Annotated in this window: 14 protein-coding genes; 7 read left to right on the top strand and 7 right to left on the bottom strand. The window is 75.2% G+C overall.

Annotation, left to right across the window (positions count from 1 at the left end):
• Window positions 1-130: 130 nt before the first annotated feature.
• Together HOP40_RS04830 and HOP40_RS04825 are read left to right on the top strand one after the other, a co-directional pair.
• Window positions 131-943 carry a TrmH family RNA methyltransferase gene (locus tag HOP40_RS04830; RefSeq protein WP_172155056.1) on the top strand — a complete coding sequence of 271 codons (813 nt, stop codon included), beginning with the start codon at window positions 131-133 and terminating at the stop codon, window positions 941-943.
• Between the two features lie 4 nt (window positions 944-947).
• Window positions 948-1,517, top strand: coding sequence for a DUF2537 domain-containing protein (locus HOP40_RS04825; RefSeq protein WP_172155055.1), 570 nt, complete (start codon window positions 948-950; stop codon window positions 1,515-1,517).
• A 16-nt stretch (window positions 1,518-1,533) separates the two neighbouring features.
• Here the strand turns inward: HOP40_RS04825 and sepH are convergent, their stop codons facing one another.
• The 4 genes from sepH to HOP40_RS04805 form a co-directional block, all read right to left on the bottom strand.
• Window positions 1,534-2,967, bottom strand: coding sequence for a septation protein SepH (gene sepH / locus HOP40_RS04820; RefSeq protein ID WP_172155054.1), 1,434 nt, complete (start codon window positions 2,965-2,967; stop codon window positions 1,534-1,536).
• Window positions 2,968-3,238: 271 nt separating this feature from the next.
• Entirely contained in the window at window positions 3,239-4,372 is a 1,134-nt protein-coding gene (gene serC, locus HOP40_RS04815; RefSeq protein WP_172155053.1) for a phosphoserine transaminase, read from the bottom strand.
• Window positions 4,373-4,460: 88 nt separating this feature from the next.
• On the bottom strand, window positions 4,461-4,826 hold the full coding sequence (locus tag HOP40_RS04810) for a nuclear transport factor 2 family protein (protein WP_240157511.1): 366 nt from the start codon (window positions 4,824-4,826) through the stop codon (window positions 4,461-4,463).
• A gap of 3 nt (window positions 4,827-4,829) precedes the next feature.
• Window positions 4,830-5,183 (bottom strand): cupin domain-containing protein, encoded by a 354-nt coding sequence (locus tag HOP40_RS04805; protein WP_172155051.1) that lies wholly within the window; start codon window positions 5,181-5,183, stop codon window positions 4,830-4,832.
• 89 nt (window positions 5,184-5,272) lie between these two features.
• On the opposite strand from HOP40_RS04805, the gene HOP40_RS04800 reads away from it, so the two are divergent.
• A complete protein-coding gene (locus HOP40_RS04800; protein WP_172155049.1) occupies window positions 5,273-8,431 on the top strand; it encodes an ATP-binding protein in 3,159 nt (1,052 codons plus the stop codon).
• Between the two features lies 1 nt (window position 8,432).
• Window positions 8,433-9,698 (top strand): MFS transporter, encoded by a 1,266-nt coding sequence (locus HOP40_RS04795; RefSeq protein WP_240157510.1) that lies wholly within the window; start codon window positions 8,433-8,435, stop codon window positions 9,696-9,698.
• Between the two features lie 50 nt (window positions 9,699-9,748).
• Here HOP40_RS04795 and HOP40_RS04790 read toward each other — a convergent pair whose 3' ends face one another.
• Window positions 9,749-10,822, bottom strand: coding sequence for a citrate synthase 2 (locus HOP40_RS04790; protein WP_240157749.1), 1,074 nt, complete (start codon window positions 10,820-10,822; stop codon window positions 9,749-9,751).
• Between the two features lie 351 nt (window positions 10,823-11,173).
• Between HOP40_RS04790 and pdxH the strand changes: the two genes are divergently transcribed.
• Complete coding sequence (gene pdxH / locus HOP40_RS04785) at window positions 11,174-11,818, top strand: pyridoxamine 5'-phosphate oxidase (protein WP_172155038.1); 645 nt, start codon at window positions 11,174-11,176, stop codon at window positions 11,816-11,818.
• Window positions 11,819-11,903: 85 nt separating this feature from the next.
• Complete coding sequence (locus tag HOP40_RS04780; protein ID WP_476705426.1) at window positions 11,904-13,244, top strand: MFS transporter; 1,341 nt, start codon at window positions 11,904-11,906, stop codon at window positions 13,242-13,244.
• Window positions 13,245-13,257: 13 nt separating this feature from the next.
• Here the strand turns inward: HOP40_RS04780 and speB are convergent, their stop codons facing one another.
• Window positions 13,258-14,271 carry an agmatinase gene (gene speB, locus HOP40_RS04775; protein WP_172155036.1) on the bottom strand — a complete coding sequence of 338 codons (1,014 nt, stop codon included), beginning with the start codon at window positions 14,269-14,271 and terminating at the stop codon, window positions 13,258-13,260.
• Window positions 14,272-14,379: 108 nt separating this feature from the next.
• Here speB and HOP40_RS04770 point away from each other — a divergent pair, with 108 nt between their 5' ends.
• Window positions 14,380-15,681, top strand: a complete 1,302-nt coding sequence (locus HOP40_RS04770) for a citrate synthase (protein WP_172155034.1) — start codon at window positions 14,380-14,382, stop codon at window positions 15,679-15,681.
• Window positions 15,682-15,721: 40 nt separating this feature from the next.
• Here HOP40_RS04770 and HOP40_RS04765 read toward each other — a convergent pair whose 3' ends face one another.
• Window positions 15,722-16,993 (bottom strand): TerD family protein, encoded by a 1,272-nt coding sequence (locus HOP40_RS04765; RefSeq protein ID WP_205347083.1) that lies wholly within the window; start codon window positions 16,991-16,993, stop codon window positions 15,722-15,724.
• Window positions 16,994-17,011 lie beyond the last annotated feature (18 nt).

Below are 17,011 nucleotides of genomic sequence, written 5' to 3'. Positions count from 1 at the left end.
GCGCCGAGCCCGGTCCGACGGAGGCCGGACGGGCGAGTGGTCCACCGTGACACACGGCTACGGCTGCCGCTACGGCCGACCGGATGAGCCGTGATCGACGTCGTCGGGCCACCTGCGACGATGCGTGGCCGTGGCCACCATCACCCCCGTCGCCGATCCGGCCGATCCGCGGCTGGACGACTACCGCGACCTGACCACGGCGGACCGCCGCCCGGACCGCCCCGGCGGGCGCGGGCTGGTGATCGCCGAGGGCGTGGTCGTCGTGCGCCGGCTGCTGGACTCGCCCTACCCCGTGCGGTCGCTGCTGGGGGTGCCCCGCCGGCTCGACGAGCTGGCCGACGACCTCGTGCACGTCGACGTCCCCGCCTACGCGGCCGACGCCGGCACGATGGCCACCGCGGTCGGCTTCCACCTCAACCGCGGGGTGCTCGCCGTCGCCGACCGGGCCGCTCCCGTCGACGCCGCCGCGCTGGCGCGCTCCGCCCGCACCCTGGCGGTGCTGGAGGGCGTCAACGACCACGAGAACCTGGGCTCGCTGTTCCGCAACGCCGCCGCGCTCGGCGTCGACGGGGTCCTGCTCGGGCCGCGCTGCGCCGACCCGCTCTACCGCCGCAGCGTGCGCGTGTCGATGGGGCACGTGCTGCGCGTGCCGTTCGCCGAGCTGACGGGGGAGTGGCCCGCCGCGCTGGGGATGCTGCGGGAGGCCGGGCTGACCGTCGCCGCCCTCACGCCCGCCCCCGACGCCGTGCCGCTGGCCGCGGCCGGGCTGGGCGGGCGGCGGGTGGCGCTGCTGCTGGGCGCCGAGGGCCCGGGCCTGACGGACGAGGCGCTCGCCGCGGCCGACGTGCGGGTGCGGATCCCGATGGCGTCGGGCGTCGACTCGCTCAACGTGGCCACGGCCGCGGCGGTCGCGTTCCACGCGGTCGGCGCGGTCGTATCCTGATGACGTGTTGCGGGCCGCGGGTGGCCGGGTGGAGCTCGGGGACCGCCGGCCGGAGGACCCGCCCCTACCCGACGAGCTGCAGGCCGCCCTCCGCGAGTGGGCGGCCTTCGCCGTGGCCGCGGGACGCTCCGGCATGCCCGACGAGCGCGACCTCGTGCGCCGTCGCGGCCGCCAGCTCGCCGCCCGCGTCGCCGGCCTGCGTGGGCGGCCCGTCGCGTACCTCGACCCGATGAGCGGCGTCGTGGAGGAGGTGGCGGCCGGGTCGGCGCCGCGCCGCGCCGGATCGCGGCGCTCCCTGGCCGTCGAGCCGGCCGGGCCGACGCCGTGGGCCACCGGGCTCCCCATCGCCGCGTTCTTCGCGGTGCTCGTCGCGATCGGCGACGTGCAGCTCAGCAGCGCGTTCGCCGAGGCGTTCGGGCTGCTGTGGGTGCCGGCGAACCTGCTGGTCGGGCTCGGGCTCGCGCCGTCGCTCTACCTGTTGCGCGCGGTGCCCTTCTGGCGCTGGCCCGCGATCGGCACCGGCGTCGGGCTGGCCGTGGCGTGGCTGGTGCTGATCGTGTCGATGCTGGGCTGAGGACCGGCGCCGGGGCTCAGCGCTGGCCGCGCACCCCGAGCAGGACCTCGTCCCAGGACGGCATGACCGGCTTGCCCTTCTTCGTCCGGCGCCCGGCGGGCGGGGTCGGCGCGGGCGCCTCGGGCGGGGTCTCCTCGCGGCGCTGCGCGGGCGGGGCGGCCTCGGCGACCTCGGCCGCCGGCTCCGCGGGTGCCTCGGCGGCCACGGCGGCCACGGGCTCCGGCTCCGGCTCCGCCTCGGCGGCGGGCTCGGGCTGGACGACGGGCTCGGGCTCGGCGACCGGCTCGGCCTCGACCGGCGCCTCGGCGACCGGCTCGGGCGCGTCGACCGGCTCGGCCTCGACGGGCTCCGGCTCGACGGCGGGCTCGACCGGCGCGGCCGACCAGGGCACGACCGGGGTCTCGTCGCGCGGCGGCCCGGCCGGGGGCTCGTCGAGGGCCGGTGAGTCGAGGGCCGGTGAGTCGACGACCGCGGGCTCCACGGGCGTGCGGGGCTCGCTCACGGTCCGCGGCTCGCTGATCGTCCGGGGCTCGACCACCGTGCGCGGCTCGACCACCGTGCGCTCGGCCGGGCGATCGGTCGGGCGCTCCGCGGGCGCCTCGCGCTCGACGGTGCCGGCCCGGTCCGAGACGGTGCGGTCCAGCGGGGTGCGGTCGAGGGCAGGGCGGTCGTACAGGGGGCGGTCCGACGAGGACGACCGGTCCAGCGCCCGTCGCTCGACGCCGCGGTACTCGGGCGCCCGGTACTCCGGCGACCGCTCGCGCACCACGTCGGAGCCGGTGGCGCGCAGCTCGGCGGCCGGCTGCGGGGTCGGCGGGAGCTCCTCGGGACGGGCGATGTCGATCACGGGTCCGACCGGGCGCAGCGGGCGTGCGGGCAGGCCCTCGACCAGGTCGCTGGCGTGCTCGTCGACGGCGGTGACGGTGCCGCCGTGCGCGCCCGGCTGGAACGTCCAGTGCGCGCGGTTGTCCGACCGGCCGGCGCGCCAGGACAGGGAGACGACCCAGCGGCCGTCCTCGCCCTTCCAGGAGTCCCACTCGGCCTCGGTGTACTCCTGGCCGCGCAGGCCGAACGTGTGGGCGACGACGTCGCCCAGCGTGCGGACGTCCGGCCCGTCGCCCCGGACCGGGTGAGCGCGCTGGGCGACCTCGGCGGTGCGCGAGCGCTCCAGCAGCACCGGGTAGGCGAACCGTTCGATCTTCTGGATCGGCACGCCTGCCGCGGAGGCCACCTGCTCCACGGACGCTCCGGCGCGGATGCGGGCCTGGATCTCTCGTGGGCGCAACTGACTCTCCAACTCGATCGCGATCTGCCCGAGCCGGCTCATGTCCCCTCGGGCGGCGGCGCGCAACTGCTCGTCGGCAGGAACGGTGAAGCGCTCGCGGCGGCCGGAGTCCTCCAGGACGACATCGCCGCCCTCGGTGATCCCGACGACCCGCAGCGCGCGCATCCGCGGCCTCCCACCGTTCACTGGCTCTCCCCGTCCGGGTGACGGTAGATGCCGAATCGCAACCAGCCACGGAGGCGCGCCGAGCCGTGTGCACCCCGCCTGACGTCGCCCGGGACGTGATCGGCATCCCCGCACACGCAGCGTGCCACGTGTGCAACGCCAGGTAAAGCTGGGGCAAGAGTTACGCATGTGACTACAGGGCGCAACCCCGGGACGAGGAACGGCGCCGACACCCGTTCGGGGTGCCGGCGCCGCTCCTGCGGACAGCGGGTCAGGCCTGCTGCTGCACGACCCAGTCGATGCAGCCCGTCAGCGCCTCGACGTCGGCCGGCTCGACGGCCGGGAACATGCCGATGCGCAGCTGGTTGCGGCCGAGCTTGCGGTAGGGCTCGGTGTCGACGATCCCGTTGGCGCGCAGGACCTTCGCGACCGCGGCGGCGTCGACCGAATCGGCGAGGTCGATCGTGCCGACGACCTGCGAGCGGTGCGCCGGGTCGGCGACGAACGGCGTGGCGTACTCCGACTTCTCGGCCCAGGCGTAGAGGCGGCCCGAGGAGTCGGCCGTGCGCGCCACGCAGGCGTCGAGCCCGCCCAGGCCGTTCATCCAGTCGACCTGCTCGGCCATGAGGACGAGCGTGGCGAGCCCGGGGGTGTTGTAGGTCTGGTCCTTGAGCGAGTTGTCGACGGCCGTGGCCAGCGACAGGAACGGCGGGATCCAGCGGTCCGACGCCGCGATCTCCGCGACCCGCTCCAGCGCGGCCGGGCTCATCAGCGAGATCCACAGGCCGCCGTCGGAGGCAAAGCCCTTCTGCGGTGCGAAGTAGTAGGCGTCGGCCTGGCGCACGTCGACCGGCAGCCCGCCCGCGCCGGAGGTGGCGTCGATGACGACGAGCTGGCCCTCGAGCGACTCGGCGGGGCGCACGACCGGCACCGACACGCCGGTGGAGGTCTCGTTGTGGGCCCAGGCCAGGACGTCGCAGCTCGGGTCGGTCTGCGGCTCGGGCGCGCTGCCCGGCTCGGCCTTGACGACGACCGGGTCGGCGAGGAAGGGGGCGCCGCGGGTGGACTCGGCGAACTTGGCGGAGAACTCGCCGTAGGTCAGGTGCAGCGACCGCTCGCGGACCAGGCCGAACGCGGCGGCGTCCCAGAAGGCGGTGGACCCGCCGTTGCCGAGGACGACCTCGTACCCCGCGGGCAGGGAGAAGAGGTCGGCGAGCCCGCTCCGGACGCGCGCGACCAGCGACTTGACCGGCTTCTGGCGGTGCGAGGTGCCCATGAGGTCGCCGGCGGCGGCGAGCGCGGCGAGCTGCTCGGGCCGGACCTTGGACGGGCCGCAGCCGAAGCGGCCGTCGGCGGGCAGGAGATCGGCGGGGATCTGCAGGTCGGACGAGGTCGAAGCAGTCACGTGTCCAGTCTCGCAGCCCGGTGTCCGTGCGTTCCGCTCGCCTCACGTGGATCCTGTCACGCTCCCGGGCCCCCCACCCGGGAGCGGCTCAGCCCTTCACGTAGGCCAGCTTCTCGGACACCAGCCCGTCGCGGACGGTGAAGACGTCGACGCCGCGGACGTGGCCGCCGGGCCAGGAGTAGCGCCAGCGCACCACCACGCGGTCGACCGCGGGGATCAGCTCCTCCGTGGCGAACACGCCGTCCGGCGATGCCGTGAACAGCGCCTGCCAGGCCCTGCGGACCGCGTCGGCGCCCTCGTGGCGCGTGCCGTCCGGCGGCGAGGTGTCCTCGAAGACGCAGTCCGGGGTCATGGCAGCCATGATCGCGTCGACGTCCTGGCGGTCGAACGCCTCGCCGAACCGGGCGACGGCGTCCACGGGGTCCACCGCGTTCACGGCGTCCACGGCGTCCACGGCTCAACCCTTCGCGTACTCGGACGCGCCCCACCAGTCCACGACGACCACGGGGTCGTCGCCGACGACCCACGCGTCGTGGCCGGAAGGCAGCGCCGTGACCTGGCCGGGCACGGCGTCGAACTCCGTGCCGTCGGCCGTGCGGACGCGGAGCGTGCCCGACACGTGGTACTGGAAGTGCGGGGCCTCGCACAGCTCGGTGCCGGCGGCCGGCTTGACGTCGGTGGACCAGCGCCATCCGGGCGCCAGGGTCAGGCGGCCGATGTCGGCGCCGCCGATGCGGAGCAGGTCGAGCCGACCGTTCGGGAACTCGCGGGTCTCGGTGGGATCGGCGAAGTCCTGCTGCTCGTAGTCCATGGTGTCCCCTCCTGGTCGTGGTGCCGCCGACGCTAGGAGTTCGACCTTGCGGTTCGTTGGCGGTCGAGGACGATGGCCGGGTGCCGGGCGTGCAGCTGCAACTGCTCGGGCGGTTCCAGGTCCGTCGTGACGGCCGGGAGGTGCCGCCCGCGGCGTTCGGCGGGCGCAAGGTCCGGGCGCTGCTGCGGGTGCTCGCCGTGCGCCGTCCCGACCTGGTGCCGCACGACGTGCTCGCCGAGGCCCTGTGGCCGGACCGGCTCCCGGCCGATCCGGCCGCGAACCTCGGGGTGCTGGTGAACCGAGCCCGCCGAGCCCTCGGGGATCCGGCCCTGATCGTCACCGGCACCGGCGGGTACGCGCTGGGTGACTGCGAGGTCGATGCCGGTCGGTTCCTCGCGGCGGTCGAGGCGTCCCGCACGGCCGACACCGACGGGGCGGTCCTGCAGGCCGCGTCGACGGCGCTGGCGCTGTGGGGCGAGCCGCTGCCCGAGGACAGCTACGCCGAGTGGGCGAGCGAGCCGCGGGAGCGGCTGCACCGGGCCCGGGTCGAGGCGGCCGAGCGCGCCGCGGGTGCGGCGCTCGCGCTCGGTGACCCCCGGCGCGCCTCGTCCTGGGCCGCCGACGCCGTGGCGGCCGAGCCGCTCCGGGAGTCCGCGACGCTGGTCCTGGCCGAGGCGCTGGCCGCCGCGGGCGACCCGGCTGCCGCCCTCGCCCGTCTCGCGGACCTGCGGGTGCGCCTGTCCGACGAGCTCGGCGTCGACCCCTCGGCCGCCGTCGACGCCCTTCGGCTCGCGCTGCTGCGGGGAGCCGGTCCGGCCGTCGTGCGGGTGTCGGCCCCGGCGCCCGCCGCGCCGCGCGTGTTCGGCGAACCGGTGTTCTCCGGCCGCGCCGAGGAGCTCGTCCGGCTCCGGACGGCGGTGGACGCACGCCAGGTCGCCGGCCTGGCCGGGGTCGCGGGCGCCGGGAAGTCGCGGTTGCTGGCCGAGCTGACGCGGTCCTGCCCCCTGCCGGTGCTGGCCGCCAGGGCCTTCCTCCCCGAGCGGGCCGAGGCCTGGGGCCTGGCCCGGTCCCTGCTGCGCGAGGCCCTGGCCACCGACGCCGCGGTCGCGGACACGCTGCCACCGCGCGTCCGGCACGCGGTCGAGTGCCTGCTGCCGGAGTGGGGGAGCGGCTCCGCCGCCGCCGTCGACGGTGAGAGCGGGCGCGCCCTGCTGCTGGCCGGCGGCCTGCGGGTGCTGGAGGTGGCCGCAGGTACCGGTGCCGTGCTCGTCGTCGACGACCTGCAGTGGGCCGATCCGAGCAGCGTGCTGCTGCTCGGATCCGCGCTGGCCCGGCTGCCGCAGCTGGCCGCGGTGTTCGCGTTCCGGGGCGAGGAGCTGGCGCCGTCGGTGATGGCCGAGCTGCGTGGGGGCCGGCCCGGGGACGACGTGGTGCTCGGTCCGCTCCCGGTGGCTTCGGTCGGCCGGATGGTCGGCCACGACGAGTTGGCGTCGACCGTCGCCGCCGCCACGGACGGCACCCCTTTCGCCGTCGTCGAGGTGCTGCGGGAGCTGGTGCGGCGCGACGCGGTCGTCCCGTTCGCGCACGGTTGGCAGCCGCGGTCCCCGGACGTGCTCGCCCTCGCCGCCGAGCTCGGGCGCGAGGGACAGCGCCGGACGCTCCGGCGACGGGTAGCGCGGCAGGGCGGTGTCCCCGCGGAGGTGCTGGCCGTGCTCGCGCTCCTGGCCAGGGAGGCCCCGGCGTCGACGATCGCGTCGGCCTGCGGATCGGATCCGCGCGCCGTCCTCGACGCGCTGTCCGCGCTGGCGGCGGCCGGTCTGGTGCGGCTCGGCGAGCGCGGGTGGGCGACCGCGCACGACCTCGTCGCCGAGACCGTCGTGGCCGGCATGGACGCCGGAGGGCGGGGCAGGCTGCACGGACTGCTGGCCCGTGCGCTCGACGCGGAGGACGCGGACCCGTCGGAGACCGCCCGGCACCACCGCGACGCCGGGAACGCGCACGAGGCCGCCCTCGCGTTCGCCCGGGCCGCGGCGGCCTCGCTGGCCGCGCACGCCACGGGGGAGGCGACGGCGATGGCCGTGGCGGGCCTCGCGCTCGACCCGCCTCCCGCGCTGCGCGCCGACCTGCTGGCCGTCCGGGCCGAGGCCGACGCCGGGACGCGGGCCGCGCTGACCGACCTCCGGGCCGCGCTGTCCGCGACCGGCCCGGGTCCGCTCCGGTCGCGGCGGATGTCCCGACTCGCGATGCTCACGTTCGGCGCGGAAGATCCGCACCGCGCGGCCGAGCTGGCCGAGCTGGCGATCGTCGAGGCCGCGGCGGACGCGGGGGCGCGCGCGTTCGCACTGGAGACCGCGGCGATCCTCGACATGAACCTCGGCCGTCCCGACCGCGGTCGCGACCGCGCCGAGGCCGCGTTGGACGTCTACCGCGTGTCCGGCGACGCCGCCGGCGTCGCCCGGATCCTCGACGGGCGGGCCATGGCGACCTTCCTCGACGGGCGGATCGCCGCCGGCGTCGAGACGTTCGGGCGGGTGGCGCAGCTGTTCACCGACTCGGGCGAGCTGCTGCGCGTGGTGACGCCCCGGTCCACCCGGGGGCACGGGCTCGTGTTCCTGGGCCGGCCCGCCGACGGGCTCGCCGAGGCCACCGCCGCCCTGCACCTGGCCCGGGACCTCGACGCGCCCGAGCGCTGCGCCTACGCGCTCTGGCACCGGTCGGAGGCACTGTCGGCGCTCGGCGAGACCGCGGAGGCGGAGGCGGACGCGCGGGAGGCGCTGGCGACCGCGCGCGGTGTCGACCACCGGGGCTGGACGGCCACCGCCCACCGGGCGCTCGGCATCGCACTCGTCGCCCGCGGCGAGCTCGACGACGCCGCGGCCGAGTTCGCCGCGTCGAGCGCGGCGGCGGGGGAGTCGCTGACGCTGTTCGCGTCGTGGGCCGCCGCCCGTGCGGCGCTGGTCGCGGTGGCCCGCGGGGCGCTGGCCGGTGTCGACGAGATGGTGGCCCGCGCGCTGGCGACCGGCCCGCCGCTGGGGCACTACGAGGCGCGCCTGGCCGAAGTCGAGCTGCTCGCCGCCCGGGAGGACCCGGGGACCGCGGCCCGGTCGGCCGACGCGCTGACCGTCGCCCGCGACGGCGGTCACACCGCCTCGGTGGAGCGGCTGGTCCAGCTGTCGGGGGCCGCGGGCCCGCACCCTGACAGCTCGCGGGGGTTCCCTCGCACCACCCCGGTGAGCGATCCTGGGTAGCGTGAGCGAACTCAGTGCGCCGGTCCGGCGGATCCACCCGGCGTGGTGGGTCGCCGCCGTCACCTTCCTGGCCCTGGTCGGCGCGGCCGGCTTCCGGGCCGTGCCCGGCGTGCTCATGCAGCCGCTGCAGGACGAGTTCGGCTGGTCGGTCACCACGATCTCGGCCGCCGTCGCCGTCAACATGGCCCTGTACGGGCTCACGGCGCCGTTCGCCGCGGCGCTCATGGAGCGCTTCGGCATCCGGCCGATCATCACCGGGGCGCTCGTCGTCGTGGCCGCGGGCAGCGGGCTCACCGTCTTCATGACCGCGAGCTGGCAGCTCGTCCTGTGCTGGGGGGTGCTGGTCGGGCTCGGCACCGGGTCGATGGCGCTGGCGCTGGTCTCCACCGTCACCGGGCGCTGGTTCGTCGCCCGCCGCGGCCTCGTCTCGGGCGTGCTGACGGCCGGTGGCGCGGCCGGGCAGCTCGTGTTCCTGCCGCTCATCGCGGTCGTCGCGGAGAGCTCGGGGTGGCGCGTCGCCGCGCTGGGCGTCGCCGTCGCCGCGCTGGCCGTCGTGCCGGTGGTGCTGCTCGTGCTGCGCGAGCGCCCGCGCGACCTCGGCGTCACCCCCTACGGCGGCACCGCGGACGACGACCGGGACCCGATCCGGGCCGGCGCCGCCCGGATCACGGTGCGGGCGCTGCTCGACGCCGGACGCACGAAGCCGTTCTGGTACCTCGCGCTCGGCATGATGATCTGCGGCGCCACGACGATGGGGCTGATCCAGCCGCACTTCATCCCCGCCGCGCACGACCACGGGATGCCGCAGACGGTCGCGGCCGGGCTGCTCGCGCTCGTCGGCCTGTTCGACATCGCCGGCACGATCGCGTCGGGCTGGCTCACCGACCGCTACGACCCGCGGGTGCTGCTGCTCGTCTACTACGTGCTGCGCGGGTTCTCCCTCGCCGCGCTGCCGATGCTGTTCGGCCCCGACATCTCGACGAACATGGTCGCGTTCATCGTCTTCTACGGGCTCGACTGGGTGGCGACGATCCCGCCGACCATGGCGCTGTGCCGGGAGGTCTTCGGGGCGCGGGCGCCGGTGGTGTTCGGCTGGGTGTTCGCGAGCCACCAGGTCGGGGCGGCGCTGATGGCGCTCGTCGCCGGGGCCGTGCGCGACACCGTGGGCGAGTACGACCTGGCCTGGCAGGTCGGCGGTGCGCTGTGCCTGGTCGCGGGGCTGGCGTCGCTGCTGGTGCGCCGATCTCCTGTGGCCACCCCCTCGTGAGTGGGAACCGTGGCCCTGGCCACGGTTCCCACTCACGGGCGGCGGAGCCGCTAGATCTCGCCGAAGCCCTCGACGTCCTCGGGCTTGCGCGGGCCGGGGCCGATGTACTGGGCCGACGGGCGCACGAGCTTGTTCTCGCGCTTCTGCTCCAGGATGTGCGCCGACCACCCGGCCGTCCGGGCGCTGGTGAACATCGCGGGCATCATGTGCGGCGGGACCTCGGCGAAGTCGAGGATCACCGCCGCCCAGAACTCGACGTTGGTCTCGATGGGGTGGTCCGGGCGGCGCTCGCGCAGCTCGGCCAGCGCCGCCTGCTCCAGCGCCACGGCCACCTCGTACCGGGGCGCGTTCAGCTCCTGGCAGGTGCGGCGCAGCACGCGCGCCCGCGGGTCCTCGGCCCGGTAGACCCGGTGCCCGAAGCCCATGAGCTTCTCGCGGCGGTCGAGGATGCCCTTGACGAGGCCGGTCGGGTCGTCGGTGCGCTCGACCTCCTCGATCATCGGCAGCACCCGCGCCGGCGCCCCGCCGTGCAGGGGGCCGGACATGGCGCCGATCGCGCCCGACATCGCCGCGGCCACGTCGGCGCCGGTGGAGGCGATGACGCGGGCGGTGAACGTCGAGGCGTTCATGCCGTGCTCGCAGGCCGAGACCCAGTAGGCGTCGATGGCCCTCGTGTGCGCCGGGTCGGGGTCGCCCCGCCAGCGGGTCATGAAGCGCTCGGTGATCGTGCGGCACTCGTCGATGCGGCTCTGCGGCACCGCCGGGACGCCGATCCCGCGCGCGGACTGCGCGACGTAGGACAGCGCCATCACCGAGGCGCGGGCCAGCTGCTCGCGGGCCTCCTCCTCGGGCGTGTCGAGCAGCGGGCGGTAGCCCCAGTAGGGGGCGAGCATGGCGAGCGCGGCCTGGACGTCGACGCGGACGTCACCGGTGTGCACCGGGATGGGGAACGGGTCGGCCGGCGGCAGGCCCGGGCCGAAGCGGCCGTCGACGAGCAGGGCCCAGACGTTGCCGAAGCTGACCTTGCCGACGAGGTCCTCGATGTCGACGCCCCGGTAGCGCAGCGCGCCGCCGTCCTTGTCGGGTTCGGCGATCTGGGTGCGGAAGGCGACGTGGCCCTCCAGGCCGGACTTGAAACCGGGTGGGGGCGGAGGTACCGCCTCCGCCTGGGCTGCGGATGCCGGCGCGGTCGGCGCCGTCGACGCAGTGGACACGCGTCCTCCTCGTGTGATCCCCGACATCGGACACCCCGGTCGACACCGGTGGCATCGTCGGCCGGAGCACGCCCATATCCGGCTCGGGTGCCCCGGACGTGCGCGAACCGCGACCCGCCCAGTGCGGCGGGCGCAGTTGGCGTCACAGTGCCCGCCGCGACGGCACCGGGGCAACACGGCAGGCGGGTGGCTTCTGTCACCGGGGGTGTCGCCGACCCGGCCCGGGCACCTACGGTCGCGGGCGGGTCACCGGGAGGCACGATGACGGATCAGCTGGCGGGAATGCGGGTCGACTACCGATCCGAGGGCTTCGACGTCGGGGACCTCGCCCCCACCTGGCACGAGCAGCTCGCGGGCTGGCTCGCCGCCGCGCAGGCCGACGGGGTCGTCGAGGCCAACGCGATGGTGCTCGCCACCGCCGGCCCGGACGGCCGTCCCACCTCGCGCACCGTGCTCTGCAAGGGCCTCGACGAGCGCGGTGTCGTCTTCTACACCAACTACACCTCGGCGAAGAGCCACGACCTGCGCGCGACGCGCTACGCGAGCGCGACCTTCCCCTGGTACGCCCAGCACCGGCAGGCGCACGTGCGCGGCACGGTGGAGGCGGTCACCGCGGCGGAGACCCTCGCCTACTGGGAGACGCGTCCGCGGGGCTCGCAGCTCGGGGCGTGGGCGTCGGCCCAGTCCGTGCGGGTGCGCGACCGCCGCGTCCTCGACGACGCCCTCGCCGGCGTCACCCAGCGCTTCGGCGACGGTCCGGTGCCGGTGCCGCCGCACTGGGGCGGGTGGCGGATCGTCCCCGACCAGGTCGAGTTCTGGCAGGGCCGCACCAACCGGATGCACGACCGCCTGCGATTCGAGGCCGACCGCGACCGCCGCTGGACCGTGCGCCGGCTCGCCCCCTGACCGGAAGCCCCCTGACAGGTCGCCCCTGACCGGTCGCTCCCGACCGGGCGGGTCGGCCCGCCGGTCACGTGGTAATCCTGGATCCGTGCCTGCGCCGGACGAACCCACCGAACCGCACCGGCCGGAGCAGCCGACCGCCCCCGTCGCCGCCGACCCGCCCACCCGGCGGCTGGCCCGGCTGCGCGGGGTGCTGGCCGACACCCGGCCGCTCGCCACGCCGTCCTACCGCCGGCTGTGGCTGGCCGGGGTCGTCACGATCATCGGGGCGCAGCTGTCGGTCGTCGCCGTGCCGACGCAGATCTACCAGCTCACCGGGTCCTCGGCCTGGGTCGGGCTGACCGGCCTGTTCGGGCTGGTGCCGCTCGTGGTGTTCGGGCTGTGGGGCGGCGCGATCGCCGACGCGGTCGACCGGCGCACCCTGCTGCTCGTCACCGGCTCCGGCATCGCCGCGAGCTCGCTGCTGCTGTGGGTCACCTCGGCCACCGGCGTCGGCGGGGTGTGGCTGATCCTCGTGCTGTTCGCGGTGCAGTCGGGCCTGCTCGCGGTCAACCAGCCCACCCGCAACGCGGTGATCCCGCGCCTGCTCCCGGCCGAGCAGCTGCCCGCGGCCAACGCGCTGAACATGACCGTCGCGCAGATCGGGGCCATCGCCGGGCCGCTGCTCGCGGGCGTCCTCATCCCGGTCATCGGCCTCCCGATGCTCTACCTGCTCGACGCGATCGCGCTGCTGGCCACGCTCTGGGCCACCTGGCGCCTGCCCGCCGTGCCGCCGGGGCCGCTGCCGGCCGGGGCCGCGAAGCGGAGGGCCGGACTGCGCGAGATCACCGACGGCTTCCGCTACGCCGCCGCCTACCCGGTGCTGCTGGTGTCGTTCCTCATCGACATCGTGGCGATGGCGTTCGGGATGCCGCGGATCGTGTTCCCCGAGATGTCGCAGACCGTCTTCGGCGACCCGCCCGGCGGCGGCCCCGCGCTCGGCCTGCTGTTCGCGGCCATCCCGATCGGCATGGTCCTGGCCGGGCTGTTCTCCGGCTGGCTGCAGAGGGTGCGCCGCCAAGGTGTCGCGGTGACGGTCGCGATCTGCGTGTGGGGCGTGGCGATCGCGCTGTTCGGGCTGACGAGCTCGCTGTGGCTCGCGGTGGTGTTCCTCGCCGTCGGCGGGGCGGCCGACCTCGTCAGCTCGGTCTACCGGTCGTCGATGCTGCAGACCGTGGCCACCGACGAGATGCGCGGGCGGATGCAGGGCGTGTTCATCGTGGTCGTGGCGGGCGGGCCGCGGGTGGCCGACATGTGGCACGGGCCGGCCGCCGCGGTCGCCGGCCCGGGACCGGCCGTCGTCGCGGGCGGTGTGGCCGTCGTGGTGCTGGCCCTGCTCGTCGTGCGCCGCTACCCGGTGTTCTGGAGCTACCGCGGGCCCACCGCCTGAGAGCAGCGGAGCGCTACCGGCCGTCCAGCAGCGGCTGCCGGGGGTCCCAGGTGGTGCCGTCGGCGGCGTCGCGGCGGCGGCGGGCCATGCCCGAGAGCACCTCCAGGACCACGCGGTTGGCCAGGAACGAGGTGATCTCGGCGTGGTCGTAGGGCGGCGAGACCTCCACGACGTCGACGCCGACCAGCGGCAGCTCGTAGGCCAGGCGGCGCACGGCGTCGAGGAGCTGGCGGGCGGTGAGACCGCCGGGCTCGGGCGTGCCGGTGCCCGGGGCGTGGCCGGGGTCGCAGACGTCGATGTCGACCGAGAGGAACACCCCGTCGCAGTCGTCGACGGCGGTGGCGGAGGCCTCGGTGAGGCACTCGTCGAGGCCGCGGGCGACGATCTCGGTCATCTCGTAGGAGCGCATGCCCTGCTCGGCCATCCACGCCAGCGTGTCGGGCCCCGGCCAGTAGCCGCGCAGCCCGATCTGCAGGAACCGGTCGCCGCGCAGTGCGCCGGACTCGATGAGCCGGCGCATCGGTTGGCCGTGGCCGACGAGCGAGCCGAACTCGATGTCGCCGGTGTCGGCGTGCGCGTCGAAGTGGATCATCGACACGCGTCCCCGTCCCACGTGCTGGGCGACGCCGGCCGCGTCGGGCCACGCGATCGTGTGGTCCCCGCCGAGCACCAGCGGGACGGCCCCGGTCGCCGCGATGGCGTGCACCGCCTCCTGCAGGTCGCGGACCGAGCGCTCGGCGTCGCCGGAGAACATCTCGACGTCGCCGGCGTCGTGCACGGCCAGGTCGCGCAGGCCGTCGACGCGCAGCGCCAGGGAGGGCCGCGACCCGTCGTGGGGCAGGTAGCAGGACTGCCGGATGTACTGCGGGCCGAACCGGGTGCCCGGCCGGTGCGACGTCCCGCCGTCGAAGGGGGCCCCGAGGACGACGACCTGCGCGCCCGCGTACGTGGCCGGGTCGGACCAGTCGCACGGCGGCACGCCCAGGAACGTGGTGTCCGGTCCGAACTGCGTGCCGTACCGCGCCATCCGGTGACTCCTCGCGTGATGTGGAACCTCTGCCCAGCACACCGGGGCCCCGGCGCACTAGCGTGACGGCAACCGACTTGGACCACGCGAGTGTGAGGGAACCTCCACATGGCAGACCAGAGCGACTCCGCCGTACTCCGCTACCCCGGCGGCGAGCACGAGATGCCGATCAGCACGGCCACCGAGGGCTCGTCCGCCTTCGACGTGAGCAAGCTGCTGGCGAAGACCGGGCTGGTCACGCTCGACCAGGGCTTCGGCAGCACGGCGGCGTGCACCTCGGCGATCACCTACATCGACGGTGACGCCGGCATCCTGCGCTACCGCGGGTACCCGATCGACCAGCTCGCCGAGAAGTCGACCTTCCTCGAGACCAGCTACCTGCTCATCTACGGCGAGCTCCCCAGCCAGGAGCAGCTGTCGGCGTTCACGAACAAGGTCAGCCGGCACACGCTGCTGCACGAGGACCTCAAGCGCTTCTTCGACGGCTTCCCGCGCGACGCGCACCCGATGCCGGTGCTGTCGTCCGCGGTCAGCGCGCTGTCGACCTTCTACCAGGACGCGCTCGACCCGTTCGACCAGGACGCCGTCGAGCTCTCCACCGTCCGCCTGCTGGCGAAGGTGCCGACGATCGCGGCCTACGCCTACAAGAAGTCGATCGGCCAGCCGTTCCTCTACCCGGACAACTCGCTGGGCCTGGTCGAGAACTTCATGCGCATGACGTTCGGCTTCCCGGCCGAGCCCTACGAGGTCGACCCCGACGTCGCCCGGGCGCTCGAGGTGCTGCTGATCCTGCACGCCGACCACGAGCAGAACTGCTCGACGTCGACGGTGCGGCTGGTCGGCTCGTCGCAGGCCAACCTGTTCGCGTCGATCTCCGCCGGCATCAACGCCCTGTTCGGCCCGCTGCACGGCGGCGCCAACCAGGCCGTGCTGGAGATGCTGCAGAAGATCCAGCGCGAGGAGAACGGCGACGTCGAGTCCTACGTCAACCGGGTCAAGAACAAGGAGGACAAGGGCGCCCGCCTGATGGGCTTCGGGCACCGCGTCTACAAGAACTACGACCCGCGCGCGAAGATCGTCAAGCAGAACGCCGACCAGATCCTCAAGAAGCTCGGCGTCAGCGACCCGCTGCTCGACATCGCGATGGCGCTCGAGGAGAAGGCGCTGGCCGACGACTACTTCATCGAGCGCAAGCTCTACCCGAACGTCGACTTCTACACCGGCGTCATCTACCGGGCCATGGGCTTCCCGACGAAGATGTTCACGGTCCTGTTCGCGCTCGGCCGGCTCCCCGGCTGGATCGCGCACTGGCGCGAGATGATCGAGGACCCGGGCACCAAGATCGGCCGCCCCCGCCAGCTCTACGTCGGCTCCACCGAGCGCGACTACGTGGGCATGGGCGAGCGCTGACCTCCCCTCCGGCCGGCCCGGCGGCGCACCTCCCGCCGGGTCAGCCGGGCTGGCAGCGCCCCTCGTACGCCGAGAGCCCCTGCCCGAACGCCTTCTTGCTGCGCCCCACCGGGCCGCCCTTCGGCTTGGCCACCCAGCGGCCCTTCGTGTCGAGCCCGGGCATCCGCTCGCTGAACAGCTTGCTGTAGCGGGTCTCGCCGTCGACGGTGAGGATCCCGTCCTGCACGTCGATGTGCGCGACGGTGGCCCAGAACGAGTTCTTGCCGTTGCCGACGTGCACGAGGACCTCGTCGGCGTCCGGCCCCGGCTTGCCGTCGCGGCCGGCGCGCCCGTAGCGGATGGCGATGCGCGGGCGGCCGAAGGCGTCGATCGCCCCGCCGCCGTTGTCGACGCTCTGGTAGACGTTCACGAGCAGGTCGCCGTTCTCGGTGGGCGTCATCTCCACCTGCTCGACGGCCGGGCCGCCGCCCCGCCCCGGGCCGCGGCTGTCGCCGGAGTGGTGGATGTGCGGCCAGGTGTCGAGGCGGCCCTGGTGCCCGGGCTCGCCGCTGATCACCACGAACTCGTCGGTCTCCTCGTTGCGGCAGAGGAAGTAGACGTCGAGGTCGCCCTTCCCGTAGCGGGTGATGCGGCCGTCGCGGTCGTAGACGGCACCGCGCCCGTCCCACTCCAGCCCGACGGTGAGCACCCAGCCGGGCTCGCCGCCGCTCTTGCGCAGGTCGATGCGGGCGGTGCGGTCGGGGGAGTCCTTCGTCAGCGAGATGGAGACCTTCTCCATCCGGACGGGCGCCGGTGCCGCCGCCGCGACCGGCTCGACCGCCGCGGGCTCCGGCTCGTCGACCTCGATGCCGTGCTCGGTGGCGAACGCGGCGAGCCCGGCGCTGTAGCCCTGCCCGATCGCGTCGAGCCGCCAGCCGGAGCCGCGCCGGTAGAGCGCGACCATCTGCAGGACCGTCTCGCTGCTCAGCCCGCCGGGGGTGAAGCGGATCTCCTGGCCCGGCCCCCGCACGCCGACCACCACGTCGCCGACGTCGCCGAACCGCGCGCCCTGCGCCTCCGTGCTGCCGGTGACCAGCACGCGCTGCACGTCGGCGGGCACCGCGTCGAGGTCGATCTCGACGGCACCGCCCCCGGTCAGCGCCACCCCGGGCTGCCGCGGGTTGTTGAAGAACACCAGGTCGTCGTCGGTGCGGACGCGGCCGTCGGCGCCGAGCAGCACCGCGGCGATGTCGACGAGACCGCCCGCGCCGCCGACGTCGACGACGTAGCGGGAGGCGGTGAGGTCGGTGCGGGAACCCTTCGTCACGTCCACGGGGCGAATCTGCCACGA

The organism is Pseudonocardia broussonetiae, assembly GCF_013155125.1.
Lineage (GTDB): Bacteria > Actinomycetota > Actinomycetes > Mycobacteriales > Pseudonocardiaceae > Pseudonocardia > Pseudonocardia broussonetiae.
Note: the sequence above shows the minus strand (reverse complement) of the source record. Positions and strands in the feature narration are given on the sequence as shown.